At 46.9% G+C, this 16,793-nt stretch carries 14 protein-coding genes; 1 reads left to right on the top strand and 13 read right to left on the bottom strand.

Annotated features, from left to right (window positions below; genetic code table 11):
* Positions 1-22: 22 nt before the first annotated feature.
* From hemB to hemA, 5 genes are read right to left on the bottom strand one after another with little or no spacing between them, the layout of a single operon-like run.
* Entirely contained in the window at positions 23-997 is a 975-nt protein-coding gene (gene hemB / locus NYE28_RS14670) for a porphobilinogen synthase (protein ID WP_015240312.1), read from the bottom strand.
* A gap of 5 nt (positions 998-1,002) precedes the next feature.
* Positions 1,003-1,782 (bottom strand): uroporphyrinogen-III synthase, encoded by a 780-nt coding sequence (locus tag NYE28_RS14675; RefSeq protein WP_342490149.1) that lies wholly within the window; start codon positions 1,780-1,782, stop codon positions 1,003-1,005.
* Entirely contained in the window at positions 1,772-2,713 is a 942-nt protein-coding gene (hemC, locus tag NYE28_RS14680; RefSeq protein ID WP_015240314.1) for a hydroxymethylbilane synthase, read from the bottom strand. Before hemC ends, NYE28_RS14675 begins: the two co-directional genes overlap by 11 nt.
* A gap of 34 nt (positions 2,714-2,747) precedes the next feature.
* Positions 2,748-3,578, bottom strand: coding sequence for a cytochrome c biogenesis protein (locus NYE28_RS14685; protein ID WP_007408154.1), 831 nt, complete (start codon positions 3,576-3,578; stop codon positions 2,748-2,750).
* A gap of 7 nt (positions 3,579-3,585) precedes the next feature.
* A complete protein-coding gene (gene hemA / locus NYE28_RS14690) occupies positions 3,586-4,953 on the bottom strand; it encodes a glutamyl-tRNA reductase (RefSeq protein ID WP_020956157.1) in 1,368 nt (455 codons plus the stop codon).
* Between the two features lie 194 nt (positions 4,954-5,147).
* Here hemA and NYE28_RS14695 point away from each other — a divergent pair, with 194 nt between their 5' ends.
* The gene (locus NYE28_RS14695; protein WP_015240316.1) at positions 5,148-5,639 is read left to right on the top strand and encodes a hypothetical protein; all 492 of its coding nucleotides are present in this window, start codon (positions 5,148-5,150) and stop codon (positions 5,637-5,639) included.
* A gap of 32 nt (positions 5,640-5,671) precedes the next feature.
* Here NYE28_RS14695 and yihA read toward each other — a convergent pair whose 3' ends face one another.
* The 8 genes from yihA to leuC form a co-directional block, all read right to left on the bottom strand.
* Positions 5,672-6,259: a ribosome biogenesis GTP-binding protein YihA/YsxC gene (yihA, locus tag NYE28_RS14700; RefSeq protein ID WP_003152626.1), complete on the bottom strand. Its 588-nt coding sequence runs from the start codon at positions 6,257-6,259 to the stop codon at positions 5,672-5,674.
* Positions 6,256-8,580: an endopeptidase La gene (lon, locus tag NYE28_RS14705; RefSeq protein WP_052827698.1), complete on the bottom strand. Its 2,325-nt coding sequence runs from the start codon at positions 8,578-8,580 to the stop codon at positions 6,256-6,258. Before lon ends, yihA begins: the two co-directional genes overlap by 4 nt.
* Positions 8,581-8,779: 199 nt before the next feature.
* On the bottom strand, positions 8,780-10,438 hold the full coding sequence (gene lonB / locus NYE28_RS14710) for an ATP-dependent protease LonB (protein WP_059368021.1): 1,659 nt from the start codon (positions 10,436-10,438) through the stop codon (positions 8,780-8,782).
* A 158-nt stretch (positions 10,439-10,596) separates the two neighbouring features.
* Positions 10,597-11,859: an ATP-dependent protease ATP-binding subunit ClpX gene (gene clpX, locus NYE28_RS14715; protein WP_007408149.1), complete on the bottom strand. Its 1,263-nt coding sequence runs from the start codon at positions 11,857-11,859 to the stop codon at positions 10,597-10,599.
* Between the two features lie 271 nt (positions 11,860-12,130).
* Positions 12,131-13,405 carry a trigger factor gene (gene tig / locus NYE28_RS14720; protein WP_003152618.1) on the bottom strand — a complete coding sequence of 425 codons (1,275 nt, stop codon included), beginning with the start codon at positions 13,403-13,405 and terminating at the stop codon, positions 12,131-12,133.
* Between the two features lie 216 nt (positions 13,406-13,621).
* A complete protein-coding gene (gene ddcA / locus NYE28_RS14725; RefSeq protein ID WP_059368019.1) occupies positions 13,622-14,626 on the bottom strand; it encodes a DNA damage checkpoint antagonist DdcA in 1,005 nt (334 codons plus the stop codon).
* Between the two features lie 118 nt (positions 14,627-14,744).
* On the bottom strand, positions 14,745-15,344 hold the full coding sequence (gene leuD / locus NYE28_RS14730; RefSeq protein ID WP_007408146.1) for a 3-isopropylmalate dehydratase small subunit: 600 nt from the start codon (positions 15,342-15,344) through the stop codon (positions 14,745-14,747).
* Positions 15,345-15,359: 15 nt separating this feature from the next.
* Positions 15,360-16,778 (bottom strand): 3-isopropylmalate dehydratase large subunit, encoded by a 1,419-nt coding sequence (leuC, locus tag NYE28_RS14735; protein WP_017418294.1) that lies wholly within the window; start codon positions 16,776-16,778, stop codon positions 15,360-15,362.
* Between the last annotated feature and the right edge of the window lie 15 nt (positions 16,779-16,793).

Below are 16,793 nucleotides of genomic sequence, written 5' to 3' on the forward strand. Positions count from 1 at the left end.
CAGCTCCCGTCAAATGAAATCGTTACTCAGCAAGCCATTTTGCTGCGTCTTTTGCATGATACGTCATAATCAGATCAGCTCCTGCACGTTTCATGCTCGTTAAAATTTCCAGCACCATTTCTTTTTCTTTAATCCAGCCGTTTTGGGCTGCCGCTTTCACCATGGAATACTCCCCGCTCACATTATATGCGACCAGCGGCAGGTGATGGCGGTTTTTCACATCACGCATAATATCTAAGTATGACATAGACGGTTTGACGATTAAAAAGTCAGCGCCTTCTGCCGCGTCTGATTCAGCCTCACGGAGCGCTTCCAAGCGGTTGGCCGGATCCATCTGATATGTTTTTCGGTCTCCGAACTGCGGCGTGCTGTCAGCCGCGTCGCGGAACGGACCGTAAAATTCACTTGAATATTTTACGGCATAAGACATGATCGGAATATTCGTGAATCCTTCTTTGTCGAGCGCTTCCCTGATCACTGTGACAAAACCGTCCATCATATTTGAAGGAGCGATGATGTCAGCGCCGGCTTTGGCCTGGCTGACGGCTGTCTGAGCCAGCAGTTCAAGCGACTCGTCATTGAGAATTTCTCCGTCTTTCACGACCCCGCAATGGCCGTGATCCGTGTATTCACAGAGACACGTATCAGCGATTACGATCATTTCAGGATAATGCTTTTTAATTTCAGCAATCCCTTTCTGCACAATGCCGTGATCGTGAAAAGCCTGGGTTCCGCAGGCGTCTTTTTCTTCCGGCACGCCGAAAACGATGACCGACTTAATGCCGAGCGATATCAGCTCAGCCATTTCATCCTTTAACAAATCGAGTGATACATGATAAACCCCCGGCATGGAAGGAACTTCTTTTTTTCCTTCGAGTCCTTCAACGACAAATAACGGGTAAATAAAATCTGAGGGGTGAAGACGTGTTTCTTTTACTAAATCTCTCATCGCAGCGTTCGCGCGCAAACGGCGGTGTCTGTTAAATGTTTGATTCATCATTATCAATCCTTTCCCGACATGCTGCACATGACGTCCAGCATGCCTTCAATCGTATAAGTGTCAGGCACATGGGATGAGATCCCGTATTCCAAGAGCGCTTTCTCTGTCAAAGGGCCGATGCTGATATAGCTCGCACCGCTGTTTTCCCACGCTTTTTCTCCGTCTCCGACCGCGTTCATAAACGTATGCACCGCCGATGAGCTGGTAAACGTAATAAAATCAAAATGAGAGCGGGATGCAGCCTGTCTCAGCTCGTCCATGCCTTTTTCATCCTGAATGGTATTGTATAACACCCATTCCCTTATTTGATAGCCAAGCGGCTCAAGTTCCGCTTTTATGACATCGCGTGATAAATTGCCCTTTATCACTGAAATGGGTTCGGCAGCTGATGCGTGCCGTTTTAAAGTATCAGCCAGACATTCCGCCACATACTCGTCAGGCATCGCATCCGTCCGGGCTCCCCGCTCTTTCAGGGCGCGCGCAGTCTTTTCACCGACGGTTGCGATTTTTTTCCGTCCCGAAAGCGCAAGACCGTGACGATCAAGATAGGAAAAAAAGAACCGGACACCGTTTACGCTTGTAAACACAAGCCATCCCGGCTCAGAAAGGTCTTCCCGCAGACTGTCCGCACATTCATCCGGGAGCGCTTCCTGAAAAGCGATCAGCGAAGCGGAAACAGCCGTTCCGCCGAGCGCCTCCACTTTTTTTCGGAACGGAGCGGCCTGTCTTTTGTTCCGAGTGACAAGCACGGTCTTTCCTTGTAAAGGAAGGTCATTTGCCATCCTGATCGAGCTCCTGTTTCACGCTGTCGATTAGTGCTTTGGCTCCTTTTTCAGACATCATCGCCGCACAGCGTTTACCGATTTCTTCCGGATCATGTCCCGCCGCTGTTTCTTTATAAATCGTCTTTCCGTCCGGAGACGCGACAAGACCGACCAATTCAACCTCATCCCGGTCATTGACGGACGCATACCCGGCTATCGGCACTTGGCAGCCGCCTTCCATCGCGTGTAAGAAAGCCCGTTCGGCTGCCACCGTGCGCTGCGTATACTCATCGGTAAATTGCGCAAACAGCTTCAAAAGCTCCTCATCCGACTCTCTGCATTCAATGGCAAGAGCGCCTTGGCCGACCGCAGGCAGACAGCGGGCCGGTTCGAGAAATTCAGATACGACATCATCTTTCCAGCCCATTCTTGAAAGTCCCGCAGCCGCTAAAATAATAGCATCGTAATCTTCCGTTTCAAGCTTTTGAAGTCTCGTATCGATATTGCCTCTGATCCACTTAATTGTAAGATCAGGGCGTTCAGCAAGAATCTGGGCGCTTCTTCTTAAACTGCTGGTGCCGATGATGCCCCCTTCTTTTATGTCGTCCAGCTTTTGATGCCCCTTTGAAATCAGCGCATCACGCGGATCCTCACGTTTCGGTATGCAGCCTATGACAAGACCCTCAGGCAAAACGGCGGGCATGTCTTTCATGCTGTGAACCGCCATATCAATCTCCTGATGCAGCAGCGCCTGTTCAATCTCTTTGACAAACAAACCTTTGCCGCCCACTTTTGACAGTGTAACATCAAGGATGCGGTCGCCTTTTGTGACAATCTCCCGGATTTCAAAGTTATACGAAGGGTTCAATTCCTTCAGTTTGTTAATCACCCATTTTGTCTGGGTCATAGCCAGTTTGCTCCGTCTGGAACCTACCTTAATCGTTCTCATTTTCTTTCCTCCCGAATCTGTTTGGGCGCGTGCGTTAACTGAACCAATGGAATTGCGACAGGCTTCCGAGCAGGAAGTAATTAATCATCAGCACGAGAAAACATGCTGAATTCCATAACGCCGCCACTTTTCCCTGCAGTTCCTTAATCATTCTGATATATAAATAGTAGCTGTATAAAAGCAGCACAATAAACGAGCCGAGCACTTTTGAATCAAACCAGTACAGCGTTTCCAGCGACACATACGCCCAGATCACGCCTAATATCAGGCTCAACAGCAGCATCGGAACCCCGATGACATTTAAAACGTAAGCCATATAATCAAGTTTTGACAAATCTTCAATTCTCAACAGCCATTTTCCCCACTTTTTCTTCTTTAATAAAGAGTATTGAAACTGATAAAGAAGCGAAAAGACAAAAGAAAGGGAAAAAGCGCCGTAAGACAGAATCGCCATTGTAATATGAATGACCAAAAGCTCCGAGACCAGCTGGCCGGAAAAAGCGGCCGAATGCTGATCCGTCGGTGAAAACGTATGGATCGCAATCATCGAGAAACCGATGACATTCGTGAAAAACACGATAAAATCAACGCGCAGAATCTGCGTGACCACAAGTGAGAGCGTGACAAGCACCCACGCATAAAAGTAAAGGGCCTCCGTAATATTCAAGACCGGAAATCTGCCCGTCTGCCACATGAAATAAGAAAGATAGACGGTTTGCAGAGTCCAGACAATAGAAAGCAACCAGAAGGCCATTTTCCCAGCCTTCCGGTTGTGTTGAAGAAAATCTATAAAGTAAAAAAGGACGCTTACTGCATAAATAACAATTGTCGCTTCATTAAGTCTTGCCATTGCTGTATCAATCATACAGCCCTCACTCACTTACAAGCGGACGTAAGCCCGTTTTTGCTTCTGCCTTTTGAAACGAATGAACCGTCTGGCGGTTATCCAGGCTTTTGTCCAGCTGGCGGCCGGCCTCTTCCTCAATATCGAATATCTGCATAAACAGCTTCAGCTTTTCATCTGAATCCGCTTCAGCCGCAAGCTCTTTCGCTTTCAGAATCGGGTCGCGCAGCATTTGGTTAATGATGCTTTTCGTATGTTTGCTGAGAAGTTTTTTCTCTCTTACCGTCAGATGAGGCAGCTTGCGCTCAATGCTCTGCATCGTATCAGACTGGATGGACAGCGCCTTTTCACGCAGCGCCGAAATGACCGGCACGACGCCGAGCGTATTAAGCCACTGCTTAAACTCAACAATTGCCGCTTCAATAAACAGCTCGACTTTTTCAGCGGTTTCACGGCGTTCTTGTAAGTTGGCTTCAACGATTCCTTCAAGGTCATCAATATCGTACAGAAAAACACCTTCAAGATCGTTCAGCGCCGGATCGAGGTCCCTCGGCACAGCGATATCCACCATAAATAACGGGCGGCCTTTCCGCTGTCTGCCCGCTCTCTCCATCATTTCTTTAGACACGACGAAATCACTTGCGCCTGTCGAACTGATTAAAATATCAGCTTCAGCAAGTGCATGTTCAAGCTGGTTTAAGCTGCGCGCTTCTCCGGAGAAACGGTCAGCAAGCGCTTTTGCCTTCAAAAACGTTCTGTTGATGACCGTTACTTTGCCGATGCCCTGACCGTGCAGGTTTTCTGCGGCGAGCTCGCCCATTTTTCCCGCACCGAGAATCAAAATGTGCTTATTTGACAATGAGCCGAAGATTTTTTTCGCGAGTTCAACGGCGGCGTAACTGACGGAAACGGCATTGGCGCCGATATCGGTTTCGGCATGCGTGCGTTTGCCGACGGTGACCGCCTGTTTAAACAGCTCATTGAAAATGGTGCCGATCGTCTTTTCTGCCTGCGCCGTTTTAAAGCTTGAGCGGACCTGGCCGAGTATTTGCGTTTCTCCGATGACCATGGAATCCAAGCCGCACGCCACACGGAATAAATGCTCGATCGCCGCGTCGCTCTCATAAAATTTCAGAAACGGAGACAGCTCTTCTTTCGGCAGTGAGAACCATTCGGATAAAAATGTCTTTATATAATAACGGCCGGTATGAAGCTGGTCGACCACCGCATATATTTCGGTGCGGTTGCAGGTTGACACGATAATGTTTTCAAGAACGCTTTTTTCTCCTTGTAAACGGAGCATCGCTTCTGCAAGCTCATCCGGCTGAAAACTTATTTTTTCGCGTATTTCAATAGGGGCGGATTTATAATCTACTCCCACAACAAGAATATGCATCGCTTTCATGCACCCCCGTACATCGCAATTTATTTATAATCATTCTAACATAGAATTTATTATTTATAATGATTATAACATAGTTTCTTCGGGAAAATGTGAACAGATTTCAAAAATGTTATGCTATAGTATAAAAAGCTCGTTTCCACTGTAATCATCATACTAAAAATCCTTTACTGCGGGTAGGTGACAGGATGAAAAAAACATCAATTTTATTACCGGGACTTCTGCTTGCCGCTTCATTATTCGCATGGCTTCAGAGCGGACAGGTTCACCTGTTTGCGAATCAGGGGGAATGGCCGGTGCTCCTTATGCTTTTGGGCGCTGTGCTCTTGTATCAGGGCAAAAAGGAAGCGGCCGGGCCTCACGTCCTGATCGGCATGCTTCTTTTCGGCATAGGTTTACACTTTTTCGCCAAACCTGAGCTCTCATGGTGGCCGGGAGATTTTGAAATGATTCTCTTCGTCTTCGGATTCTCCTTATTTGCGGCAGCCAGAAAAGAATATGTATACGAAGCGGTTGCCATGATTGGTTTTTCCCTCTTTTTATACTTCTTTAAACAAATTACGGCGTGGCTGGAGTCCGTCCATATTCCGACGGAACACTTCAAAACATACTGGCCGTATGTTTTCATCGGAATCAGCCTTTTATTATTGTTTATCAAGCGGAACAAAACTATACGATAAAACCCAAAACGCACTGCGTTTTGGGTTTTTCATTACCGGCTGATCATTTTTTTAATGGCTCCCCATGCTTCATCTTTGCCTTTTTTCGTTTCAGAGGAAAATAAAATCAGCTCATCTTCAGGATCCATATCAAGCGTCTGTTTGACAACCTTTAAGTGCTTGTCCCATTTTCCTTTTGGAATCTTATCCGCTTTTGTCGCGATAACGATGACGGGAATGCCGTAATACTTCAGGAATTCATACATGTTCACGTCTTCAGCAGACGGCGCGTGCCTGAGGTCGACAATCTGCACGCAGGCTTTCAGCTCTTCGCGGGTCGTCATATAGGTTTCAATCATTCTCCCCCATGCTTCCCGCTCGCTTTTGGAAACTTTCGCAAATCCGTACCCCGGAACGTCGACAAAATGCAATTCATCATTGATGATGTAAAAGTTTAGGGTCTGTGTTTTCCCCGGTTTTGATGACGTTCTGGCCAAGTTTTTCCGATTGATTAATGAATTGATAAAAGATGACTTTCCTACATTTGATCTTCCCGCCAGCGCGATTTCCGGAAGCCCCCCATCAGGGTACTGTTCGGGTTTGACCGCGCTGATCACGATTTCTGACTTTGTGACTTTCATTTCTTCTCTCCTACTAAGGCATGTTCCAAAACGTCATCCAGGTGAGAAACGAATATAAACTTCAGTCCTTCTCTGACGCTTTCTGGAATATCCTCTATATCTTTTTCGTTATCTTTAGGCGCAATAATAGTGGTCAGGCCCGCTCTGTGCGCGCCGAGCGCCTTTTCTTTCAGTCCGCCGATCGGAAGCACGCGGCCCCGCAGCGTGATTTCTCCCGTCATACCGACTTCGCGTTTTACCGCACGGTCCGTTAATGCTGAAACGAGCGCCGTGGCCATCGTAATTCCGGCAGAAGGGCCGTCTTTCGGCACCGCTCCTTCAGGGACATGGATATGAATGTCATACTTCTCATGGAATTTCGGATCGATTCCGAACTGTTCCGCTTTCGAGCGGACATAACTGAAAGCGGCCTGCGCTGATTCCCGCATGACATCTCCAAGCTTCCCGGTCAGAATCAGCTTTCCTTTTCCCGGTGACAATGACACTTCTATTGACAGCGTATCTCCGCCGACCGTCGTATACGCGAGCCCCGTGACAACCCCGATTTGATCTTCGGTTTCCGCCTGTCCGTATCTGAATATCCGTTTTCCGAGATAGTCGGCCAGATTTTTCTCTGTAACGGTAATGCGTTTTCTCTCCTCAGACACAATGGCTTTTGCAGCCTTTCGGCAAATGGCGGCAATCTGGCGTTCAAGCGTTCTCACGCCGGCTTCCCTCGTGTAGTAGCGGATGATGTCCGTAATCGCCTGGTCCCGAATCTGCAGGCTGCTCTTTGTGAGCCCGTGCTCTTTGATTTGTTTCGGAAGCAGGTGGTCCTTCACGATCTCCAGCTTTTCGTTTTCAGTGTAGCCTGACAGGCTGATAATCTCCATTCTGTCTCTGAGAGGGCCCGGGATGGAAGCAAGGTTATTCGCAGTCGCGATAAACAGCACTTTCGATAAATCGAACGTCTCTTCAATATAGTGGTCGCTGAATGTGCTGTTTTGTTCCGGATCCAGCACCTCAAGCATCGCTGAAGACGGATCGCCTCTGAAATCAGACGACATTTTGTCGATCTCATCCAGGAGAAAAACCGGATTTTGTTTGCCGGCTTTTTTCATCCCCTGTATAATACGGCCCGGCATCGCTCCGACGTATGTACGCCGGTGCCCGCGGATTTCAGACTCATCGCGCACTCCGCCCAGTGAAATTCTCACAAAACGGCGCCCCATGCTCGTACTGATTGATTTTGCAAGAGATGTTTTACCGACTCCCGGAGGTCCGGCCAGACAAAGAATCGGCCCTTTCAGCGTTTTCGTCAGCTGTTTCACGGCCAAATACTCCAAAATCCGCTCTTTCACTTTCTCTAAGCCGTGGTGCTCTTTATCTAAGATTTCTCCGGCTTTTTTAATATCAAGTTTATCTTCTGTTTCATCCGACCACGGAAGGGCGATGAGCCAGTCAATATAGTTGCGGATAACAGAGCTTTCCGCTGAGCTTGACGGCACTTTTTCGTAACGGCTTAATTCCTTAAGCGCCGTTTCTTTGACACGCTCAGGCATGCCTGCTTCTTCTATCTTTTCCGTGAGCGACTGAACTTCGCCGGTTTTTCCTTCTTTGTCGCCAAGCTCCTTCTGAATGGCTTTCATCTGTTCACGCAAGTAGTATTCCTTTTGAGTGCGTTCCATCGAACGTTTGACGCGCTGACCGATTTTTTTCTCAATCTCCAGCACTTCTTTTTCATTATGAATGGAACGGATGACCTTATTCAGACGTTCTTTAATATCCGCCGTTTCTAAAATGTCCTGCTTGTCCTTTAATTTCAGCGGGAGATGAGAAGCGACGATATCCGCCATTCTGCCGGGCTCTTCAATATCAGTCACAGCCGCATACGTTTCTGCGGAGATTTTTTTAGAAATTTTTATGTACTGGTCAAAATGGTCCAGCAGCGTCCGCATAAGCGCTTCGTCTTCCACGTCTTTTGAATCATCCTCATGCATCAGCTGTATATCGACCGAAGTATAATCTTCGAGCTCGGTGTATTCAAGGATCTGCGCCCGCTGAATTCCTTCTACAAGCACTCTGATCGTACCGTTGGGCAGCTTCAGCATCTGTTTAATTTTTGTATAAGTGCCGACGGCGAAAATATCCTCTTCACCCGGTTCGTCTATCGAAATATCCTGCTGAGTGGCTAAAAAAATCATATGATCATGCATCATTGCCTGTTCAAGAGCCTGAACCGACTTGTCACGGCCTACATCTAAATGTAAAACCATTGTCGGGTATACCAATAAGCCTCTTAAAGGGAGGAGCGGGATGCTGCGTTTTGTATCTTCTGCCATGTGACTGACACCTCCGTGACTTTAGTATGAACCATTATAATACAACTTTTTCATCGTTGTACAATTCCGGGATCGGGCTTTAATCGGCTTATCCGCCTGCCCTGTATATAAAACAGTCTCTTCGTAGTATACCCTTTCTTTCTGTTCTGAAAAAGGAAAAGATGTCCTCCATCAAAAAACCCCATTATAAAAATGGGGTTTATACGGATTCTTTATTCATTTGGATATCAAACGGTTTTTGTTCTGAAGGAGGATCAACCAATATGACGTCAAGCACTTCCTGGAACGTTTTTACCGCTTTAATGGTGATTCCGTCTATTCGTTTCAGAATGGACTGCTGATTTTCATATGGGATAATGACCGTTTTTGCTCCGGCCTGTTTTGCGGCTTTAATTTTCGGAATGACGCCGCCGATCGGTTTGACAAGCCCCGTCAGGCTGATTTCTCCCGTCATCGCCACCGTATGGTCGATCGGGATGCGGTGAATCGCGGAAAAAATCCCCGCGGCCATCGCGATACCTGCTGAAGGTCCGTCAATCGGGCCTCCGCCCGGAAAATTGACGTGAATGTCATAGTCTGAAGGTTTGATGCCCATTGTGCGCAGAACCGTCAGAACATTTTCCACAGATCCCTTCGCCATGCTTTTGCGGCGGATCGACTTCGATTGGCTGCCGATGCTTTCTTCCTCTGCAATTCCCGTGATATTCAGGCTTCCTTTTTCCTGCGCAGGTGTGACATTCACTTCGATTTCCAGCAATGCGCCGCTGTTCGGCCCGTAGACAGCAAGTCCGTTCACGATGCCGACTTGCGGTTCATCGGCGATTTTCTGCTCATTTTTAGGTGTGAGCTGACTGGAATGAACAACCCATTCTATATCTTCTGTCGTAATTTCTTTTCTGTCCTCAGTCACCGCCATGCCGGCGGCGATCTGGATCATATTGACGGCTTCACGTCCGTTTCTCGTATATGTGGTCAGCACATTGAGAGCTTCGTCAGAAATCTCTTTCTGAATTTTGTCGGCTGCTTTTTTCGCAACGATTTTAAGTTCATCCTTTTCCAGCTCGCGGAAAAATACTTCAAGACAGCGCGAACGGATGGCCGGCGGAATTTCATTCGGCATTCTCGTTGTCGCTCCGATCAAACGGAAATCTGCCGGAAGCCCATTTTGAAAAATATCATGAATGTGATTCGGTATTTGCGTATTTTCTTCACTGTAATACGCACTGTCTAAAAATACTTTTCGATCTTCAAGCACCTTCAGCATTTTATTCATCTGAATCGGGTGAAGCTCGCCGATTTCATCAATAAACAATACCCCGCCGTGAGCATGGGTCACAGCCCCCTGTTTTGGCTGCGGAATGCCTGCTTGGCCCATCGCACCCGCTCCCTGATAAATGGGATCATGCACTGAACCGATAAGCGGATCGGCAATCCCCCGTTCATCAAACCGCGCGGTCGTCGCATCAAGTTCAACAAAAACAGCCTGCTTTTGAAACGGTGACTGTTTATGTTTTTTCGCTTCTTCCAATACCAGCCGCGCCGCAGCCGTTTTACCGACTCCCGGAGGACCGTAAATAATGACGTGCTGCGGGTTCGGTCCGCAAAGCGCTGCTTTTAACGCTTTAATTCCGTCTTCCTGGCCGACAATGTCCTGAAAGCTTTTCGGCCGCACCTTTTCTGATAAAGGTTCTGATAAACTGATGGCGCGCATTTTGCGCAGCTGTTCCATTTCTTTTTTTGATTCTTTATCTATCGTCACTTTTTGTGTACGCTGGTTTTTGAGCAGATTCCAAAAATATAATCCGATGACTATCCCGAAAAACAGCTGTACAAATAATGCGATCCCTGTCCAACTCATGCTGGTCCCTCCTGAAAAAACGATTTATGGATTTATGTATCCAATTCATTCCTCTGTCCGCTAGTATCTCCCAGCAAAGCCCGGAATAAACATTTTCAGAAGGGTCAGGACAAGAAAAAAAACCTCCTGATCAATTCGAGTCAGGAGGTTTTGTCATGTTATGCTGATGTTTTATCTTGGCCGACAACTGTGCCGTCTTTTAATACAAGACGCGGTGCTTCACCGTCTGCGACTGTCGCTCCGGTAATGACACATTTTTCAATATCATCGCGGGACGGCAGATCAAACATGACGTCAAGCATGATGCCTTCAATGATAGAACGCAGGCCGCGTGCGCCTGTTTTACGCTCGATCGCTTTTTTCGCAATTTCAGATAATGCCTCGTCTTCAAATTCAAGCTCGACATCATCAAGTTCTAACATTTTCTTGTATTGTTTGACGAGTGCGTTTTTCGGTTTAGTCAGAATTTCAACCAGTGCCGTTTCGTCAAGCTGCTCAAGGCTTGCAATGACAGGAAGACGGCCGATGAATTCAGGAATCAGACCGAAACGGAGCAAGTCTTCAGGAAGAACTTTAGAAAGCAGTTCTTCTTTTTCCAGGTCCGCCGCTTTATTATCTGAGCCGAAGCCGATGACTTTTTGTCCGAGACGGCGTTTGATGATTTGTTCGATGCCGTCAAATGCACCGCCGCAAATGAACAGAATGTTCGTCGTATCGATCTGGATGAATTCCTGATGAGGATGTTTGCGTCCTCCTTGAGGCGGCACGCTTGCAACCGTTCCTTCAAGAATTTTCAGCAGCGCCTGCTGAACGCCTTCGCCTGACACGTCGCGTGTAATGGACGGGTTTTCAGATTTTCGCGCTACTTTATCGATTTCATCGATATAAATAATGCCTTTTTCTGCTTTTTCCACATCATAGTCTGCTGCCTGAATCAGCTTGAGGAGGATGTTTTCCACGTCCTCACCGACATATCCGGCTTCAGTCAGAGATGTAGCGTCCGCGATCGCAAACGGCACGTTCAGAATACGCGCAAGCGTCTGGGCAAGAAGTGTTTTCCCGCTTCCAGTCGGTCCGATTAAAGAAATATTACTTTTAGAAAGCTCGACATCATCCACTTTACTGTTGGAGTTGATGCGTTTGTAATGGTTGTATACCGCAACCGCAAGTGATTTCTTCGCCTGATCCTGTCCGATGACATATTCATTCAGAATCTCACGGATTTCCTGCGGCTTCGGAACGTCTTTAAATTCGACTTCTTCTTCTGTACCAAGCTCTTCCTCTACGATTTCTGTACAGAGCTCAATACATTCGTCGCATATATATACACCCGGTCCTGCAACCAGCTTACGAACCTGATCTTGCGTTTTTCCGCAGAACGAGCATTTCAATTGTCCTTTTTCCTCGTTGAATTTAAACATTCTTTCACCCCTTAATCTTGTCTCACTTTTTCTTTTACCTGAAGGGCAAAAGAAAACGGTTCTTGCTACGATCGAGTATGTATTGCATTTTACCATACTTTCCAGTAAGACGGTAACAATGTGTTTCGCACTTGCACATTCTATATGTATGACGAAAAACAGCCCGGCAATGACTATCTTGCCCCAAGAAAAAGAGTTATATCATAATTGTACAAAACAAGGCACGAATTAATCGCGCCCTGTTTTATTATGTCTATTATTATGAACCATATTAACGGTTTTCTACAAGAAAATCAATTGCTTTTCGAACTTTTAAATCTTCTTTCATCGCGTCAGTTGAACCGATTGCCTGCTTGATGTTTTCAACCGGCATGTTGTAAGCTTCAGCCATTTTAGTCAGCTCAGCTTCAACTTCTTCGTCTGTTACTTCAAGGTTTTCAGCTTGAGCGATCGCTTCAAGAGTCAGATTTGATTTTACGCGTTTTGCGGCATCTTCTTTCATTTGCTCTTTTAACGCGTTTTCGTCTTGGCCTGAGAATTGAGTGTAAAGCTCAAGGTTCATGCCTTGCATTTGCAGACGCTGTTCGAATTCTTTCAGCATGCGGTCAAGCTCAGTGTCGATCATCGCTTGAGGAACATCAGCTTCAGCGTTTTCAGATGCTTTCAGAACAAGCTCTTCACGCAATTTAGCGTCAGCTTCGTTTTCTTTTGCTTCTTCAAGGCGTTTTTTTGTTTTCTCAGTTAATTCAGCAAGCGTTTCAACTTCTTCGTCAATGTCTTTTGCGAATTCGTCGTTAAGCTCAGGAAGCTCTTTCGCTTTGATTTCATGAATTTTCACTTTGAAAACAGCTGGTTTTCCGGCAAGCTCTTCAGCGTGGTACTCTTCAGGGAATGTTACTTCAACATCCTTTTCAGCGCCTGCTTCAAGGCCTGTTAACTGCTCTTCGAAGCCCGGGATGAATGAACCTGATCCTACTTCAAGTGAGTAGTTCTCAGCTTTTCCGCCTTCAAACGCTTCGCCGTCAACGAAACCTTCGAAGTCAAGAACGACTGTATCGCCGTTTTCAACAGCGCCTTCTTCTTTCACGACAAGCTCAGCCTGACGCTCTTGAAGAGCTTTAAGTTCGTTTTGTACATCTTCGTCAGTAACGGCAGTGTCATCTTTTTCGATTCCTAAGCCTTTGTAGTCGCCAAGTTTCACTTCCGGTTTTACAGTCACTTTTGCAGTGAAAATCAAGCTTTCGCCTTTTTCGATTTTTTCAACATCGATTTCAGGGCGGTCTACAGGCTCAATGCCGGCTTCTTCAACCGCTTTAGGGTATTCTACAGGAAGTAAAATATCTAAAGCATCCTGGTAAAGAGCTTCAACGCCGAAACGCTGTTCGAATAAACCGCGGGGAACTTTCCCTTTGCGGAATCCAGGAATAGAAACCTGTTTTACTACTTTTTTAAATGCATCATCAAGAGCTGTTTTGAACGTATCCGCGTCAACTTCAACCGTTAATACGCCTTCGTTGCCTTCTTGTTTTTCCCATTTTACAGACATGTGTTTCCCTCCAAAAATCTATTCAGGTTGTGTCGGTCTTCCATTCTAAAGCAATCCGCGGCTTTGTCAAAGAAAAAACCGCTTTGAATCAGAATCATTATGTAATGAACTGGCAGCCTGTCCAACCGTAATTCTCATTTCAGTTAAACCGCTATACATAAATACAACCACTATATTATAACATAACGCCTACCGCTTTCAACTATATGGTGTGATTTACAAATAAGAAATTTCTTCAATATCCTTAATCATCGTGCAGGCTTCTTCAAGTTCGCGGCTGTCAAACTCGTACATCATATGAAGTTCCTCCGGCTCAATGTCAATGCCGTGCATCTCGTAACCGACCTTATGAAGCGCCGCCGCCCATAAATCTGCGTTCAAAAACTTCGGCATAAAAGGGTGCAGGACGTACAGATGCCTTCTCCACAGCTCCTCGACGGCAGCGTATAATGTAGGGTTTTCATTGCCGAGCGTTTCATCAAGCACCCGGAGAACGCGATGCAAAATCGGAGCCGCATCAGGCTGAACCGTTTCACTCGGAACCGCGGTCATTGAATCGCCGAATTTTGTAATATGGACCGGCTTGCTGTAGTCATGGTCCGCCATCAGCGTCAAAATCATCGTCTTGATAAGAGGATGAGCGCCCGGATCTTGAAGAATTGTTTTTAAGAGACCCGTGTATTTTGCAATATTGCGGTCTTTGAGAGAATGAATCAGATTCATTTGTTCAGCGGGGCTGTTCAGCACTTTTTCCGCATCAAGAATGTCCTCGTATTCCTCCTCCCACGCCTCATCCTGCTGATCGGGATCGGTCATTTTGCGGCTGAATTCGAGCAGCCGGTAGAATTGCTCCGCACTTTCTGCGGGCAGCTGGTTTTCTTCCAGCACAGCTTCAATTGTGCTTTTGACTTCTTCATATTGTTTCAGCTGAATTAAAATGGTCATGTACACCTGCAGTACGGTGAAATAATGGCCGTACCCTTCATTCAGCATTTTCTCGCAAACTTGTTTTGCTTCTTCCAATTCCCCGAGTTCCAGAAAACAAATCGCCATGCCTAAATGCACGTCGGACTCGGTATCGCCGTGGCTTACCGCCTCTGAAAACAGTTCGAGAGCCTCCTGATACTGTTTATCCTTCATGGCGGCCATCCCTTTATCAACCAAGCGTTCTTTCAGACGGGGGAAAGGAATGATATCAGCTTTTTTCTTGTCATGCGTCATACTTTATTTCCTTTCAGGCGCTATTTTTTTCAAGTGTATCAACACGCGTCATGAAACACAAGAAAGGATGGTGCGCACGGTAAAAAAAGCCGCCGGACAGATGCCGGGCGGCTTTTTTTCAGGCTTGAAGCCATGAACTTCTTTTCGATTCAAACTGCTGAATGTCGTCCTCCAGCAGAAGCGTTAATGAAATTTCATCATAACCGTTAATCAGCATTTCCTTCCAGTGCGGATCGACTTCAAATGAAATCTCTTTTCCTTCACTGTCGTGAATGAGCTGGTTTTCCAAGTCAACCGTCATGTTAAGAGACTGATTTTCATATTGACCGGCGAGTTTTTTCCACTGATCATACGGCATACGGATGGGAAGCATACCGTTTTTAAAACAGTTTTGATGAAAAATATCGGCAAATGACGGAGCAATAATGATTTTGAAGCCGTAATCATCCAGCGCCCAAGGAGCGTGCTCACGGGATGATCCGCAGCCGAAATTCTCTCCGGCAATTAATATGGACGCGCCTTCATAGACTTTGCGGTTTAATTCAAATTCAGGATCAGGCTCACCGTTCTCAAGGTATCTCCAATCAAAAAACGCGAATCTGCCGTATCCGGTTCTTTCAATTCTTTTCAAAAACTGTTTCGGAATAATCTGGTCCGTATCGACGTTGATCCGGTTTAAGACGGCCGCTTTTCCCGTATGTGTTTTTAAAGGTTCCATCTTTTCGCGCACTCCTTACACAACTGTTTTTTCTTGATAAAACTTTCTTACATCGACGAAATGCCCGTGAATGGCCGCCATTGCCGCCATCGCCGGACTGACAAGGTGTGTTCTCGCGCCTTTTCCCTGTCTGCCTTCGAAGTTGCGGTTGGAAGTGGAAGCGCATCGTTCCCCTTCAGGCACGACATCATTGTTCATACTGAGGCACATGCTGCAGCCTGATTCTCTCCATTCAAATCCGGCCTCGAGAAACACGCGGTGCAGCCCTTCTTCTTCGGCCTGCTGTTTCACGCTTTGAGAACCCGGGACCACAATGGCTCTGACGCTGTCAGCGACTTTTCGGCCTTTGATCATATCCGCAGCCTGGCGAAGATCGGTCATCCGCGAATTTGTGCAGGAGCCGATAAACACATGCTCGACTTTAATATCTTCAATTTTTTGATTCGGTGCGATTCCCATGTATTCGTACGCGCGGATGGCTTCTTTTTTACCGTCTTCAGAATCAATCGTTTCCGGCGCCGGTATTTGGGCATCGACCGGAAGAACCATGCCGGGATTGACGCCCCATGTTACCATTGGAGAAATCTCGCTGCCGTCTAACACGATGGAATGATCGTATACAGCGCCCGGATCGGTTTTTAACGCTTTCCATTCTGCGGCGGCTTTTTCAAATTCCTCGCCTTTTGGCGCGTATTTACGGTTTTTACAATATTCAATCGTCGTGTCATCTGGAGCGATCAGTCCCGCCCGGGCTCCCGCTTCTATTGACATATTGCAGACGGTCATGCGTTCGTCCATAGACATGTTTCTGAATACTTCCCCGGTGTATTCAATGACATATCCGGTACCGAATTTCACCCCGTATTTTCCGATGACCGACAAGATGACATCCTTCGCGGTCACTCCTTTTTGGAGCGTTCCGTCAACGCGGATTTCAAGCGTTTTCGGCCGCTGCTGCCATAGTGTCTGTGTGGAAAGAACATGCTCCACCTCACTTGTGCCGATACCGAAGGCAAGCGCCCCGAATGCGCCGTGAGTCGATGTATGGCTGTCTCCGCAAACGATCGTTTTCCCCGGTAGTGTCAGACCAAGCTCAGGCCCGACTACGTGAACGATCCCCTGGTCTGCGCTGTGAAGATCCGCAAGACGGACGCCAAACTCCTCACAATTCCGTTCAAGCGCGGTTACTTGGCGCTTTGCGACTTCATCTTTAATGTCAAAACGGTTGACGGTCGGAATATTGTGGTCCATCGTCGCGAATGTATTCTGCGGCCGTCTGACCTTTCTCCCCTTCTGCCTTAATCCTTCAAACGCCTGAGGAGACGTCACCTCATGAATTAAGTGCAGATCAATATAGAGAAGGTCGGGTTTTCCTTCACCGCTTTTTACAATATGCCGATCCCAAATCTTTTCGATGATTGTTCGAGGCATCATCTTTGTTTCCTCCCT

This window comes from Bacillus sp. FSL R5-0443, from assembly GCF_038608285.1.
Classification (GTDB): Bacteria; Bacillota; Bacilli; order Bacillales; family Bacillaceae; genus Bacillus; species Bacillus velezensis.

Excerpts from the sequence above, each read along its gene's own strand:
- hemB (WP_015240312.1), bottom strand. The coding sequence starts at position 997 with ATGAATCAAACATTTAACAGACACCGCCGTTTGCGCGCGAACGCTGCG.
- NYE28_RS14675 (WP_342490149.1), bottom strand. The coding sequence starts at position 1,782 with ATGGCAAATGACCTTCCTTTACAAGGAAAGACCGTGCTTGTCACTCGG.
- hemC (WP_015240314.1), bottom strand. The coding sequence starts at position 2,713 with ATGAGAACGATTAAGGTAGGTTCCAGACGGAGCAAACTGGCTATGACC.
- NYE28_RS14685 (WP_007408154.1), bottom strand. The coding sequence starts at position 3,578 with ATGATTGATACAGCAATGGCAAGACTTAATGAAGCGACAATTGTTATT.
- hemA (WP_020956157.1), bottom strand. The coding sequence starts at position 4,953 with ATGCATATTCTTGTTGTGGGAGTAGATTATAAATCCGCCCCTATTGAA.
- NYE28_RS14695 (WP_015240316.1), top strand. The coding sequence starts at position 5,148 with ATGAAAAAAACATCAATTTTATTACCGGGACTTCTGCTTGCCGCTTCA.
- yihA (WP_003152626.1), bottom strand. The coding sequence starts at position 6,259 with ATGAAAGTCACAAAGTCAGAAATCGTGATCAGCGCGGTCAAACCCGAA.
- lon (WP_052827698.1), bottom strand. The coding sequence starts at position 8,580 with ATGGCAGAAGATACAAAACGCAGCATCCCGCTCCTCCCTTTAAGAGGC.
- lonB (WP_059368021.1), bottom strand. The coding sequence starts at position 10,438 with ATGAGTTGGACAGGGATCGCATTATTTGTACAGCTGTTTTTCGGGATA.
- clpX (WP_007408149.1), bottom strand. The coding sequence starts at position 11,859 with ATGTTTAAATTCAACGAGGAAAAAGGACAATTGAAATGCTCGTTCTGC.
- tig (WP_003152618.1), bottom strand. The coding sequence starts at position 13,405 with ATGTCTGTAAAATGGGAAAAACAAGAAGGCAACGAAGGCGTATTAACG.
- ddcA (WP_059368019.1), bottom strand. The coding sequence starts at position 14,626 with ATGACGCATGACAAGAAAAAAGCTGATATCATTCCTTTCCCCCGTCTG.
- leuD (WP_007408146.1), bottom strand. The coding sequence starts at position 15,344 with ATGGAACCTTTAAAAACACATACGGGAAAAGCGGCCGTCTTAAACCGG.
- leuC (WP_017418294.1), bottom strand. The coding sequence starts at position 16,778 with ATGATGCCTCGAACAATCATCGAAAAGATTTGGGATCGGCATATTGTA.